Genomic DNA, 12,752 nt, shown 5'->3' with positions numbered 1-12,752 from the left:
GCACCGGAAGGCATCGGTGCCGGGCCTCTTCGCCAAGCCTATATGAAAATGGTTCCCATGAGCTAGAGGTCGATCCCCGTCAGGACCAGCACGCGCTCGTAGGTGTAGTCCTCCATCGCGAACCGCACGCCCTCGCGGCCCACGCCCGACTGCTTGACGCCGCCGTACGGCATCTGGTCGGCGCGGTAGGACGGCACGTCGCCGACGACGACACCGCCGACCTCCAGGGCCCGGTGGGCACGGAAGGCGGTCTGGAGGTCGTGCGTGAACACGCCCGCCTGCAGGCCGTACTTGGAGTCGTTGACGGCGGCGAAGGCCTCGGCCTCGCCGTTCACCTTCCGCACGGTGAGGACCGGCCCGAAGACCTCCTCGCAGGAGATCGTGACGTCGGCCGGTACGTCGGCCAGGACGGTCGGCGCGTACGAGGCGCCGTCCCGCTTGCCGCCGGTGAGCAGCGCGGCACCGGCGTCCACGGCCTCCTGGACCCACGTCTCGACGCGCCGGGCGGCGTCCTCGCTCACCAGCGGGCCGACGTCGGTCGCGTCGTCGCCCGGGTCACCGGTGACCTGGGCCTCGACGGCGGCGACCACGCGCGGCAGCAGCCGGTCGTAGACCGCGGCGTCGGCGATGACGCGCTGGACGGAGATGCAGGACTGGCCGCCCTGGTAGTTGGAGAAGGTGGCGATGCGCTGCGCCGCCCGGTCCAGGTCCTCGTCGCTCGCCCAGTCGGCGAGGACGACGGCCGCGCCGTTGCCGCCCAGCTCCAGGGTGCAGTGCTTGCGCGGCACCGAGTCCATGATCGCGTAGCCGACCTTCTCGGAGCCGGTGAAGGAGATGACGGGCAGGCGCTCGTCCTGCACGAGGGCCGGCATCTTGTCGTTGGCGACGGGCAGGACGCTCCAGGAGCCCGCCGGGAGCTCCGTCTCGGCGAGCAGCTCGCCGATGATCAGGCCGGACAGCGGGGTGGCCGGGGCCGGCTTCAGGATGATCGGAGCGCCGGCGGCGATGGCCGGGGCGATCTTGTGGGCGCAGAGGTTGAGCGGGAAGTTGAAGGGCGCGATGCCGAGCACGACGCCCTTCGGGAAGCGGCGGGTGAGGGCGAGCCGCCCCTGGCCGCCCAGGTCGGTGTCGAGGCGCTGGGCCTCACCGCCGTTGAAGCGCCGGGCCTCCTCGGCGGCGAACCGGAAGACGGACACGGCCCGTCCGACCTCGCCGCGCGCCCACTTGAGCGGCTTGCCGTTCTCGGCGGAGATCAGCCGGGCGATCTCCTCGGTGCGCTCGACGAGACGCTTGCTGACGTGGTCGAGGGCGGCGGCCCGCACATGGGCGGGGGTGGCGGCGAACTCCTCCCGCACGGCGTACGCGGCGGCCACGGCCTCCTCGACCTGCGCGTCCGTCGGCACGCTCACCTTGCCGACGAGCCGCCCGTCCCACGGGGAGCTGACGTCGAAGGTGTCCTCGCCGGTGGCCTGGCGGCCGGCGAGCCAGAAGGCGTGGGTGGAAGTCATCTCAGTTCCGGCCCTTCGGCGTCGGGGGTGGTTCCTGTGCTGCGGGTTCCCACGGTAGGGGCGGGGTGGCCGAACGGCGTTTGTACGGGATGTAGCAGTACCGGCCGCGAACACTACGGTTTGGCGGACGGGGCCGGCTCCGTGGTCGTCGCCTTGAGGGCCAGCCAGAGCTCCATCCGCGCGTCCGCGTCGTCCAGGGAGCGGCCGAGGATCTCCTCGACGCGGCGCATGCGGTAGCGCAGGGTGTGCCGGTGGACGCCGAGGTCGGCCGCCGCCGCGTCCCACTGGCCGTGCCGGGACAGCCAGGCGCGCAGGGAGGCGACGAGGTCGCCGCGGCCCGTGGCGTCGTGCTCGTACAGCGGCCGCAGCATCCCGTCGGCGAAGGCCCGCACCGCGTCGTCCGCCAGCAGCGGCAGCACGGATCCGGCCGCCATCTGCTCGTGCTCCACCAGGACGCGTCCGCGCCGCCGGGCCACCGACAGGGCCTGCTCGGCCTGTTTGTACGCGGAGGAGGCGGCGATGGGCCCGGCCGGTGCCGACAGGCCCACGACCAGTTCGGCCTCCTCGCCGCCCGGCGCCTTCTCGCGCGTGCCGGCCCGGGCCGTCTCCAGGGCGGCCGCGTACTCCCCGCAGGCAGCGGCGGCGGCACCGCGGTCCGCGGCCAGCACCACCAGCCGCTCCCCCTCGGGCACCACCAGGACGGCCTCGCCGGCCCGGGCCGCGGCGGACTCCATGACGTCGGCGAGCGCCGCGAGGGGGTCGCCGCCGGTGTCGGCGGCGGCGAGCGCGGCGGCCGACGGCCGGTCCACGGCCGGGGCGCCGGCCCGGGCCTCGGCACGGGTCAGCGCGGCCGACGCGGACACCGGCACCCGCTCCGCGACCAGCATGCGGAACGGCGCGTCCAGCAGCGCGCCGTACAGGCTCCCGGCGACCGTTCGCGCGTGGTCCGGCTCCCCGGCCAGCAGCATGCGCAGCACCGCCGCGCCGACCCGCTGTTCGGCGGCCTGGAGGGACCGGGAGCGTTCCGTGGTCAGGGTCAGCAGCGCTATGGCCGAGTGGACGGCGTAGCGCTCGGCGGTGCCGAGGGCGGCGGCCGTGCCGACCGCGAGGGCCGCGCGAGGGCGCCGGCCCGTGCCGATGGTGTGCAGCTCGACCCGGTCCTCGTTCTCCGGCCCGCCGACCACCGAGGAGGCGGGCGCGGGCCGCTCCCGCAGCCGCTCGACGTCGCCGGTGAGCCGCGCGGCCCGCCGCCCGGCCCACTCGGGTGCCGTGGCGACGACGGCGCCCGAGGCGTCGTACAGCGCCGCCCATCCGTCGACCTGCGAGGCGAGGGCGGACAGCAGCCCCTCCGGCCCGCCGGTGTGCGCCTGCCGGGTCAGCTCGCGCTGGGCGGCGAACCCGGCCGTGACGGCCCGGTACTGGTCGGCGGCGATCGCGGCGGACACGGCCTTGCTGATGGCGAGGAAGGGGGTGCGGCGCGGCACCTCCAGCAGCGGCAGGCCCTCTTCCCCGGCCGCGTCGACGAGCGCCTTGGGCGTCTCCTCGTAGTTGACGCCTATGGCGAAGCCGAGCCCGACCACTCCGGCCCCGGCCAGCCGCCGCACGTAACGGCGCATGGCCTCCGGGTCCTCGGCGTCCAGCTTGAGCGCGGTGATCAGCAGCAGTTCCCCGCCCTCCATGTAGGGCACGGGGTCGGCGAGCTCGCTGACGTGTGCCCAGCGCACCGGCACGTCGAGGCGGTCTTCGCCCGCCCGCACGGTCAGTTTCAGCGCGGAGTGGTGGACGAGCGAGGCGAGCGTCGGGGGCATGAGGCCTTCAGGTCTGCGTCAGGGCTGTGTGATCTTTGTGCTCTTTTGGCCGTCGCGTATGAACGACCTGTGACGATTCTGCCTCACCGTACGGTCCCCGCGTACCGCACCGGCTCGTAGAGGTCAGCCCCGAAGATCCACCAGCAGCGGTGGCGCGTGCTCACCCTTGACGTCGGTCAGCGACAGCACCGCGTGCCCCGCCGGCACTCCGTGCGCCAGCTCGGACGCGGACCAGCGCTCCCGCTCGACCTGCCGCACGGTCACCGCCCGCGCGGTCGGCGCCTTGCCGGTGATCACCCGGCGCAGCATGTGCACCGCCTTGCCCGCCGGGGTCTCGGCGATGATCTGCCGGTCGGTGACGTCCCGGGCCTCGATCCACTCCTTGCCCCACACCTCGGCGAAGTCCTGCCCGTCCCAGGGCGTGAGCCCCGACAGCGCCATCCGGCAGCCGGTGGCCCCGAGCAGCGGTCCGCGCAGCGGCCGGGCCACGTCGTCCAGCGTCCGCAGGGTGAGCACGACACCGGCGTTGCCCGACCGCAGCCGCTGGATGCCGCGCACGGCCTCCGGCGTCACCACGCCGGTCGCGTCGTCCAGCACCAGGCAGGCGAACAGCGACCGGTCCTCGCGCACCGCGACACTCGCCGAGAACTGCGCGAGCACCAGCCGCGCCAGCATCCGGGAGGCGTCGGCGTGCCCGCGCTCGGGCAGATCGATCCGCACCCGCACGGGGTGGTCGAGGGCCTTGAGCGTGAAGGGCCGGGTGGCCCCGGACGTGTCGAAGAACGAGGCGAAGGCGGGCCGGTCCAGCAGCGCGACCCGGTCCGCGAGCACCCCGCCGACATCTCCGGGCTGCCCCATCTGCCGCTCCCGGGCGTCCAGCTCCCGCAGCAGCGACTCCTGCCCGCCGTCCTGCAGCCCCTGCCGCAGCGCGGCGAACGGCCCGGACGACCCGTCCAGGAGCTGCCGCAGCTCCGGTACGGAGGGAAAACGCCCGTGCACGGCCCGGAACGGTCCGAGGAGCTGGGCGAGGACGGTCGTGGAGCGCCGGGTGTCACTGCCCGGGTGCGGATCGGCGAGGTCCCCGACGAGTGCCTCGGCGAGCACGGCCGCGGCCTCGTCCGGGTCGGCGGTCCCGCCGTACAGGTCGAGGTCGTACTCGGAGTCCTGGTTCCCGATCCGCACGACGACGTCGTACGCGTCGGCCGGCCCGAGCCCCGCGCCCGCCCCTCCGACCACGACCACGGCGGCCCGTCCGGCCAGCGCGTGCAGACACAGCGACTCGGCGAGCGGCCGGACGACGGTACCGGTCTTGCCGGACCCGGCGGGGCCGACGGCCACGAGCGAGGTACCGAGCAGATCGGGCCCCAGACCGAGCCCCGCGCCTCGGTACGCGTACGGGTTACGGGTGTCGTCGACCGTGGTCCCCAGCCGCACCTGCCCGGTGACGAGGTCGTGCCGGGCGAGGCGCGCCGGCAGGTCGCGCTCTCCGGAGGGGTGGAGGCAGGCGGCGGCGCCGTCCCGCAGGACGGTGGAGCTGAAGGTGGCGAGGCTGTGCCGTCCGGTGCGCACGCCCTGCCAGGCGCGGAGGATCCGGGCGTGGTCGACGTCCCGCATGAGCCCGGAGCGGGCCTCGGCGGCGAGCCGCTCGGCGGCGTCGGCGGCTCCGGCGGCACGGAGCTCGTTCCACTGGGCCGGGTCGTCCTGAGGATCCCGAGGTGCCGTCCGGGGCTCCGGCCGGCGGAAGCGGGGGACGACGAAGCGGCGCCACACCTCGCCCCAGCGGCCGAGCCGGGCCACCCCGACCATGATCGCCAGGGCGACGAGCAGCTCGTACCCCTGGTACACGATGAACGTGCCGGTCTCGCCGAGATCGCTGTCGCCGCCGCGCCAGGCATCGGGAATGATCAGGTCGAACGGCACCCACCACCAGTTGCCGAGGTACCCGTTCTGCAGCAGCGACCAGATCAGCCATCCCACGAGGAAGGCGATCAGCGCCCCGCTCAGCAACTGCCGGGTGGGGATCTCCTCGGGCTCCTCCGCGGGCCGCGGCCGGTGCCCGAACCGCCACACGCCCGGTGCCGCGTCGGGCCGTGAGGCGCGCAGCCAGGTGAGAAAGGCCGACCCGTCCGGCGGCGGTGCTTCCGGCGCCCGCGGCGGCCGGGGAGGCATCGCAGGCACCTCCGGCGCTCCCGCCGGACGCGGTACGGGATTCGCTTGCGTACCCCGCGCCTCCTGCGTCCCGTCGCTGTCCATCGCCCTTTCCCCCTGACCAGCCGCTCCGTCCACCATCAGCGAGCCAATCTAACGCCCTCCCCTGGGGAGTTCACCGCTTACGCGGCCGGGTCGTGGGCAGCAGCCCACCAGAGCGCCATGTCCACCCCGGACAAGCCGCCCCGCCGACAACGCCCACATGGAGCATGCCCACCCCCCTTTCCCCGCCCTAGCCTGCGAGAAAAGAAGCCAAGCGTCCGCAGAACACCGTCCGCACCACCCCAGGAGCCCCGCATGACCTCACTTCCGCAGGAGCGCCGCGTCGTCACCGCCATCCCCGGACCGAAGTCGCAGGAGCTGCAGGCCCGCCGCACCGCCGCGGTCGCGCAGGGCGTGGGCTCCGTACTGCCCGTGTTCACGGCGCGTGCGGGCGGCGGGATCATCGAGGACGTCGACGGCAACCGGCTCATCGACTTCGGCTCGGGCATCGCCGTGACGTCCGTCGGCGCCTCCGCCGAGGCCGTCGTCCGCCGGGCCTCCGCCCAGCTCGCCGACTTCACCCACACCTGTTTCATGGTCACGCCCTACGAGGGGTACGTCGAGGTCGCCGAGGCGCTCGCCGAGCTGACCCCCGGTGACCACGCCAAGAAGAGCGCCCTCTTCAACTCCGGCGCCGAGGCCGTCGAGAACGCCGTCAAGATCGCCCGCGCCCACACCAAGCGCCAGGCCGTGGTGGTCTTCGACCACGGGTACCACGGGCGGACCAACCTGACGATGGCGCTGACCTCGAAGAACATGCCGTACAAGCACGGCTTCGGGCCGTTCGCGCCCGAGGTCTACCGGGTGCCGGTGGCGTACGGCTACCGCTGGCCGACCGGCCCGGAGAACGCGGGCCCCGAGGCCGCCGCGCAGGCCATCGACCAGATCAGCAAGCAGGTCGGCGCGGAGAACGTGGCCGCCGTGATCATCGAGCCGGTGCTCGGCGAGGGCGGTTTCATCGAGCCGGCCAAGGGCTTCCTGCCGGCGATCCGCCAGTTCGCCTCGGACAACGGCATCGTCTTCGTCGCCGACGAGATCCAGTCCGGCTTCTGCCGTACGGGCCAGTGGTTCGCGTGCGAGGACGAGGGCATCGTCCCCGACCTGATCACCACCGCCAAGGGCATCGCCGGCGGTCTCCCGCTGGCCGCCGTGACCGGTCGCGCCGAGATCATGGACGCCGCGCACGCGGGCGGCCTGGGCGGCACCTACGGCGGCAACCCGGTCGCCTGCGCCGGTGCGCTCGGCTCCATCGAGACGATGAAGGAGCTCGACCTCAACACCCGGGCGAAGCACATCGAGGCGGTCATGAAGGCCCGCCTCACCTCGATGGCCGAGAAGTTCGACATCGTCGGCGACATCCGCGGGCGCGGCGCGATGATCGCCATCGAGCTCGTCAAGGACCGTGCCACGAAGGAGCCGAACCCGGAGGCGACCGCCGCGCTCGCCAAGGCCTGCCACGCGGAGGGCCTGCTGGTCCTGACCTGTGGCACCTACGGCAACGTGCTCCGCTTCCTGCCCCCGCTGGTGATCGGCGAGGACCTGCTGAACGAGGGCCTCGACATCATCGAGCAGGCCTTCGCCCGTATCTGACACGGCAGTTGCGCATCTGAGCCGCCGCCGGGGCAGGTGAGCCGTCGCGGTTCCGCTCCCGGGGCGGCGAGCGTCAGAGCGTGTGAAGAAGGTGTGCGAGGTGGATGACAGGCGGCCCTACGGCCTGTCCTCCGCCCAGCCCCTGTCGTAGGTTCTACCCAGATGAGAGATACACCCCCGCCCACAGGGGACTGTGGGTGACATCAGGCCGGGGCCTCCCCAGCTTCGACCTGGTCGTGCCCTCGCGCACATAACCGGAGCCTGAGGCTCTGGATCTCCTCACCGATCGGACAGTCGCCCGCCCCAAACCCCCCGGGGCGCGCGACGTTCCGATCCGGACGGCCGCCTCGGAACTACCCCCCCTGTTCCGGGGCGGCCGACCTCCCTCTTCTTCTCCCTCTCCTCTTCGCCGCGGTTCGCGAGCCGGATCAGCTGTCACCGGCCTCCCGTGCGACGCGCTCCAGCCGGCGTCGGTGGTTCTCCCACCAGTCCCGATCGCCTTCCGGCATGTTGTCGGTGCTCTTCGTCAGCCCGACACTGCCGTCGATGAGTTCGCGCACGATGTCGGCGTGGCCGGCGTGCCGCTGCGTGTCGGCGATCACCCGGACCAGGATGTGGTGGAGCGTCACCTCCCGGCGCTCCTCGGGCCACCACGGGACATGACCGGTCGCCTCCAGTGCCCGTGTCTCGATCGTGCGGTTCGAGTGCTCCCACGCCGCGCGATAGAGCCCGGCGATCTGCTCGCGCGTCTCGTCGGCGGAGGCCCACATGTCCGCGTTGGGCTCGGCGTCCTGCGTGTACCACCAGGGCGGGGGCGGTTCCTCGACGAAGTAGGGCCGCCCGAACGTGTCGCCGAAATACCCAAGCTCCACCCCGGCGACGTGCTTGACCAGGCCCAGCAGGTTGGTCCCGGTCGGCGTGAACGGGCGGCGGACGTCGTACTCGGAGAGCCCTTCGAGCTTCCAGAGCAGGGCGTCACGGGCGTCCTGGAGGTAACGGAGCAGGTCGGCTTTCGGGTGGGGTTCGGTCATGCCGGGAGTCTGGCACCCGGCACTGACAATCAGCCGGGCAGAGCGGGCTCCGGGCGGTGGATGCCGCGCGGCCGGTAACCCAGGGCGTCGGCGACACCGACGACATCCGCGAGCAGCCAGATGATCGCGAGCCACATCTCCGTGCCCTGGAGGCCGGGGTCGCGGCCCGGGCCGGTGCCGTCGGGGGCCGGGCCGAAGGCGAAGCCCTGGCCGGGATGCCAGCGGCGCAGGGCGGCGGTGAGCTGGGTCCCTGCCCAGGAGCGGGCCTCTTCAAAGCGGTGGGTGGTCTGCCGGGCGCAGAGCCACAGAGGGTGGACCACGTCCAGGATGTTGCAGGCGTTCTCGCGGCCGGGTGCGAAGTGGCGGGGGTCGCGGGCATGGTCGAGGACCGTGTCGATCACGCGCTCCGCGTACGGCACGGGCAGGCCGAACTGCGCGAAGGAGCCGCGGGTGAGCCGGTAGTAGCCGTTGACCATCTGGAGGTGTCCGTCCCGCGGCGTGGGCGAACCCCACATGCCACTGCGGCGGTCGACCCGGGTGTGCAGCCGGCCGAACAGCGCCTCCAGCGCCCCGGGCGCGGCCGGTTCCGCACCGAGGCGCAGGTTCCAGTGCGCGGCGGTGGCCCAGGAGTCGACCCACGCACCGGCGTGCCAGGCACGGTCGTGCCAGGGCAGTTCGGCCAGGTGCGGGACCAGTCGGTCCGCGGTGGTGCGGCGGACCGCGTGGACGGGGTGGGCGAAGGAACTGCCGAGCAGGTCCAGCGCGTACCCCACGCACAGCACGTGATAGGCCGCGGCCCCGTCGTCCGGCACTCCGGCCGGGCCGGGGAGCGGCGGTGGTGCGCCGTACTCGGGTATCAGGCCGGTGACCGGGTCCTGGAGGCCGCGCAGTAGTGCCACGTGCTCGGCGGCGGGCAGTTGGGGCGGCGCCTCCCCGAGGAGGAGGTCGGCGATCTCTACGGCGTCGCAGTGCGCCCGCACGGTGGGCTCGGCGCCGGGCCGGTCGACGTACCGGCCGGTGTCCGGTTGCCGGCAGCGGCCCAGCACTTCGACCGCCTGCGCACGGGCGGACCCGGCGAAGGCCGAGAGCGCCTCGACGAGGTCGGGGGTGCCGGCGGGGCGCGGCGCCGTGCCGACCGGCGCCGTCCTCTCCCCTGCCCCGCTGCCGGGCCCCGCTTCGCGCGGATCGCGGCGGTCGCGGATGCGGCGGGCCGGGTTGCCCGCCGCCATCGTCCAGGCGGGCAGGTCCTTGGTGACGACCGCGCCCGCGCCGATGACGCAGTGGTCGCCGATGGTGACGCCGTCCAGGACGACCACGTGCGAGCCGATCCACACGTCGTCGCCGATCGTGATGCCGCGGCTGGTGACCGGCTGCCGGTGGACCGGCAGTTCGGGCGCGGTCCCGTGGTTGAAGCCGAGCAGCGAGCTGTGCGCGCCGACGCGTACGCCGTCCCCCAGGGTGACGGTGCCGCGCACCGCGGTGAAGGGGTTGATCGAGCAGTCGGCGCCGGTGCGTATGTCACCGGTGACGTACGCGTGGGCCGCGATGTACGAGCGGTCGCCCAGGTCCAGGTGCTCCGGGTACACGGCGGCCGTCTCCGCGACGAAGCAGCCCTCGCCCAGCCGCACCGCCCCCGCCCCCGCCCCCGCGAGGAGCCGCTTCCGTTGCTGCTCCTGTGCCGCGCGCTGCTCCTCCGACGCCTGCTCGGCGTAGAGCCACGGGCAGTGGTCGAAGAGGCCGTCGCTCTCCGGCTGGTTCACGTGATCCTCCACTGGGGTCGTGCGGGTGGACAGGGGACAGCGGTTGGACAGGGGATATCCGTGCCCGTGCCAAGCTGTGTCCCATGCCGATCTCCGGGATCCAGGTTCGCGACGAGCCCACCGCGCCATACTCGCGCTTCCTGGCCCTCCTGCTCAGCCTCCCGGCCCTGCTCTTCGTGCTGATCACCTGGCAGGTCGTCGCCGACGGCCCCCTCATCCGCCTCGACGAGCGCGCCAGCCGCGAACTCGTCCACCCGGACCGCTACTCCGAGCTCCTCGCCGACCTCGGCAACGTCCAGGTCGCGGTCCCGGTCCTCGCCGTCGCCCTCGGATACGTATCCCTGCGGACCCGCCGCACGGCACGCTGGTGGCTGCCGGTCACCGCCGCGGCCCTCCTCATGGCCCTGGTCCCGGCGCTGATCATCCCGCTCAAGGACCTCACGGACCGCCCGGGCACCCCGGCCGTCCCGCCCGGCACCGGCTACTACCCCTCCGGCCACACCGCCACGGCCGCCATCGCCTACGGCTGCGCCACCCTGCTCCTGCTCCCCCGGCTCCGCACACCCCTCACCCGCGGCGCCCTGGTCACCGTCTGCCTCGCCCTCGTGCTCGGCGCGAGCTACGGCCTGGTCCGCCGTGGCTACCACTGGCCACTGGACGTGGCGGCGAGCTGGTGTCTGTGTGCGGTGCTGCTCGCTTCGCTGTGGCTGTTCCTCAGGCGGGGGACGGCCGGGCAGCCGCGGTGAGTCCCGGCCGCGTGTCCTAGTCGTCCCGTTCTGTGGCCAGCCGCGCCGCCGCCTCGTGCATCGCCAGTTCCAGCAGCGTCGGGTCCGTCAGCATGCCCGAGCCGTCCGGTGGGATCAGCCAGCGGACGCCGCCGGGTGAGGAGCGGCCCGGGTACGGCACGACGATCCAGGTGCCGGCGCCCGCCGTCCTGATGCCCGTGCCGAGCCAGCGGGCCGCGGTGCCCGGCGGCACGAAGAACCCGATGCGCTCGTCGCCGAAGTCGACGAGCACGGGCCCCGGCCGGTCGAGCACGCGGGAGAGCACGTCGAGCGTGGCGTAGCCGAGGTCGCCGGGCAGGATGAGCACGTCCCAGGCGCCGCCGGCCGGCAGCAGCGCGACGCCGAGCGGGTTGCGCTCCCACTCCCAGCGGCAGGCCTCGGGGTCGGGCGCGGCGGATGCGAGCCACTCGACCGCCGTCTTCGCACCGGTCATGAGAAAGACCCCCTGTTCCCTCGTGAAGCTCGTGGATCTCGCGGACGCGCGGCGCGTCCCGAGAGCGTCACGAGGGAGAAGGGGGTCTCCCTGCGGTCATTACGCGGGTTTCGGCTTCTCGTTGGAGTGAACCGGATCACACCCCGCTCGATCAGCCCGCTCGATCAGCTGTCGAAGCCGAGCCCGAGCCGGTCCATCGTGCGCAGCCACAGGTTGCGGCGGCCGTCGTGGGCGTCCGCGCGAGCCAGGGACCACTTGGTCAGGGCGATGCCCGTCCAGGCGAAGGGCTCCGGAGGGAACGGGAGGGGCTTCTTGCGGACCATTTCCAGTTCCGTGCGTTCCGTCGGCTCACCGGACAGCAGGTCCAGCATCACCTCGGCGCCGAAGCGGGTGGAGCCGACGCCCAGGCCCGTGTAGCCCGCCGCGTAGGCGACCTTCTTCTGGTGGGCGGTGCCGAAGAACGCCGAGAAGCGGGAGCAGGTGTCGATCGCGCCGCCCCAGGCGTGGCTGAAGCGGACCCCCTCGAGCTGCGGGAAGCAGGTGAAGAAGTGCCCGGCGAGCTTGGCGTAGGTCTCCGGGCGGTCGTCGTACTCGGCGCGGACGCGGCCGCCGTAGGGGTAGATCGCGTCGTAGCCGCCCCACAGGATCCGGTTGTCGGCGGAGAGGCGGAAGTAGTGGAACTGGTTGGCGCTGTCGCCGAGTCCCTGGCGGTTCTTCCAGCCGATCGACGCCAGTTGGCCGGCGGTGAGCGGCTCGGTCATCAGGGCGTAGTCGTAGACCGGGACGGTGTACGAACGGACGCGTCTGACCAGGTTCGGGAAGATGTTCGTGCCGAGGGCGACCTGGCGGGCGCGGATCCGGCCGTAGGGGGTGCGTACGGCCATGCCGGGGCCGTACGGCTTCAGGGTCAGCGCCGGGGTGTGCTCGTGGACGCGGACACCGAGCCGGAGGCACGCCTGCTTGAGGCCCCAGGCGAGCTTCGCCGGGTGCAGCATGGCCACGCCCCTTCGGTCCCACAGGCCCGCCTGGAAGGTGGGTGAGTCCACCTGCTCCCGTACGGCGTCCGCGTCCAGGAACTCGACGCCCTCGGCGAGGCCCCGGCTGGCGGTCTCCTCGTGCCAGTCGCGCAGTTCCGCGGCCTGGTACGGCTCGGTGGCGACGTCGATCTCGCCGGTGCGTTCGAAGTCGCAGTCGATGGAGTGCCGGGAAACGGCCTCCTCGATCGCGTCGAGGTTGCGGGTGCCGAGCTCCTGGAGCTTGTGGATCTCGTCGGGCCAGCGGGCGAGGCCGTTGGGCAGGCCGTGGGTGAGGGAGGCGGCGCAGAAGCCGCCGTTGCGGCCGGAGGCGGCCCAGCCCACCTCGCGGCCCTCCACCAGCACCACGTCACGTGCCGGGTCGCGTTCCTTGGCGATCAGCGCCGTCCACAGTCCGCTGTAGCCGCCGCCGACGACCAGCAGGTCGCAGGTCTCGGAGGTGGTGAGGGCGGGTTCCGGACGGGGCCGGCCGGGGTCGTCCAGCCAGTACGGGACCGGCTGGACGTCGGAAAGCGAATGAGTCCACTGATTCATGGCGCTCGGGGCCATGATT

At 73.2% G+C, this 12,752-nt stretch carries 9 protein-coding genes and 1 pseudogene; 3 read left to right on the top strand and 7 right to left on the bottom strand.

Annotation, left to right across the window (positions count from 1 at the left end):
- Positions 1 to 62: 62 nt before the first annotated feature.
- The 3 genes from ACFTZL_RS02930 to ACFTZL_RS02920 all read right to left on the bottom strand — a co-directional run bounded on the left by ACFTZL_RS02930 (position 63) and on the right by ACFTZL_RS02920 (position 5,569).
- On the bottom strand, positions 63 to 1,508 hold the full coding sequence (locus tag ACFTZL_RS02930) for an aldehyde dehydrogenase family protein (protein ID WP_382577456.1): 1,446 nt from the start codon (positions 1,506 to 1,508) through the stop codon (positions 63 to 65).
- A 113-nt stretch (positions 1,509 to 1,621) separates the two neighbouring features.
- Entirely contained in the window at positions 1,622 to 3,316 is a 1,695-nt protein-coding gene (locus ACFTZL_RS02925; RefSeq protein ID WP_382577453.1) for a PucR family transcriptional regulator, read from the bottom strand.
- 123 nt (positions 3,317 to 3,439) lie between these two features.
- The gene (locus ACFTZL_RS02920; RefSeq protein WP_382577452.1) at positions 3,440 to 5,569 is read right to left on the bottom strand and encodes an ATP-binding protein; all 2,130 of its coding nucleotides are present in this window, start codon (positions 5,567 to 5,569) and stop codon (positions 3,440 to 3,442) included.
- A gap of 252 nt (positions 5,570 to 5,821) precedes the next feature.
- On the opposite strand from ACFTZL_RS02920, the gene gabT reads away from it, so the two are divergent.
- Entirely contained in the window at positions 5,822 to 7,156 is a 1,335-nt protein-coding gene (gabT, locus tag ACFTZL_RS02915; RefSeq protein WP_382577450.1) for a 4-aminobutyrate--2-oxoglutarate transaminase, read from the top strand.
- Between the two features lie 193 nt (positions 7,157 to 7,349).
- A pseudogene (locus ACFTZL_RS02910) lies at positions 7,350 to 7,545 on the top strand (hypothetical protein); the annotation flags it as partial.
- A gap of 39 nt (positions 7,546 to 7,584) precedes the next feature.
- Here ACFTZL_RS02910 and ACFTZL_RS02905 read toward each other — a convergent pair.
- Positions 7,585 to 8,187 (bottom strand): DinB family protein, encoded by a 603-nt coding sequence (locus ACFTZL_RS02905; protein ID WP_382577448.1) that lies wholly within the window; start codon positions 8,185 to 8,187, stop codon positions 7,585 to 7,587.
- A gap of 29 nt (positions 8,188 to 8,216) precedes the next feature.
- Positions 8,217 to 9,947 (bottom strand): acyltransferase, encoded by a 1,731-nt coding sequence (locus ACFTZL_RS02900; RefSeq protein ID WP_382577445.1) that lies wholly within the window; start codon positions 9,945 to 9,947, stop codon positions 8,217 to 8,219.
- Positions 9,948 to 10,030: 83 nt separating this feature from the next.
- Here ACFTZL_RS02900 and ACFTZL_RS02895 point away from each other — a divergent pair, with 83 nt between their 5' ends.
- On the top strand, positions 10,031 to 10,693 hold the full coding sequence (locus tag ACFTZL_RS02895; RefSeq protein ID WP_382577443.1) for a phosphatase PAP2 family protein: 663 nt from the start codon (positions 10,031 to 10,033) through the stop codon (positions 10,691 to 10,693).
- 16 nt (positions 10,694 to 10,709) lie between these two features.
- On the opposite strand, the gene ACFTZL_RS02890 is transcribed toward ACFTZL_RS02895, so the two are convergent.
- Complete coding sequence (locus ACFTZL_RS02890) at positions 10,710 to 11,165, bottom strand: hypothetical protein (RefSeq protein ID WP_382577440.1); 456 nt, start codon at positions 11,163 to 11,165, stop codon at positions 10,710 to 10,712.
- Positions 11,166 to 11,329: 164 nt separating this feature from the next.
- Positions 11,330 to 12,748 carry an NAD(P)/FAD-dependent oxidoreductase gene (locus ACFTZL_RS02885; protein ID WP_382577438.1) on the bottom strand — a complete coding sequence of 473 codons (1,419 nt, stop codon included), beginning with the start codon at positions 12,746 to 12,748 and terminating at the stop codon, positions 11,330 to 11,332.
- Positions 12,749 to 12,752 lie beyond the last annotated feature (4 nt).

Source organism: Streptomyces sp. NPDC056948 (genome assembly GCF_042674225.1).
GTDB lineage: Bacteria > Actinomycetota > Actinomycetes > Streptomycetales > Streptomycetaceae > Streptomyces > Streptomyces purpurascens.
Note: the sequence above shows the minus strand (reverse complement) of the source record. Positions and strands in the feature narration are given on the sequence as shown.

Excerpts from the sequence above, each read along its gene's own strand:
- ACFTZL_RS02930 (WP_382577456.1), bottom strand. The coding sequence starts at position 1,508 with ATGACTTCCACCCACGCCTTCTGGCTCGCCGGCCGCCAGGCCACCGGC.
- ACFTZL_RS02925 (WP_382577453.1), bottom strand. The coding sequence starts at position 3,316 with ATGCCCCCGACGCTCGCCTCGCTCGTCCACCACTCCGCGCTGAAACTG.
- ACFTZL_RS02920 (WP_382577452.1), bottom strand. The coding sequence starts at position 5,569 with ATGGACAGCGACGGGACGCAGGAGGCGCGGGGTACGCAAGCGAATCCC.
- gabT (WP_382577450.1), top strand. The coding sequence starts at position 5,822 with ATGACCTCACTTCCGCAGGAGCGCCGCGTCGTCACCGCCATCCCCGGA.
- ACFTZL_RS02905 (WP_382577448.1), bottom strand. The coding sequence starts at position 8,187 with ATGACCGAACCCCACCCGAAAGCCGACCTGCTCCGTTACCTCCAGGAC.
- ACFTZL_RS02895 (WP_382577443.1), top strand. The coding sequence starts at position 10,031 with ATGCCGATCTCCGGGATCCAGGTTCGCGACGAGCCCACCGCGCCATAC.
- ACFTZL_RS02890 (WP_382577440.1), bottom strand. The coding sequence starts at position 11,165 with ATGACCGGTGCGAAGACGGCGGTCGAGTGGCTCGCATCCGCCGCGCCC.
- ACFTZL_RS02885 (WP_382577438.1), bottom strand. The coding sequence starts at position 12,748 with ATGGCCCCGAGCGCCATGAATCAGTGGACTCATTCGCTTTCCGACGTC.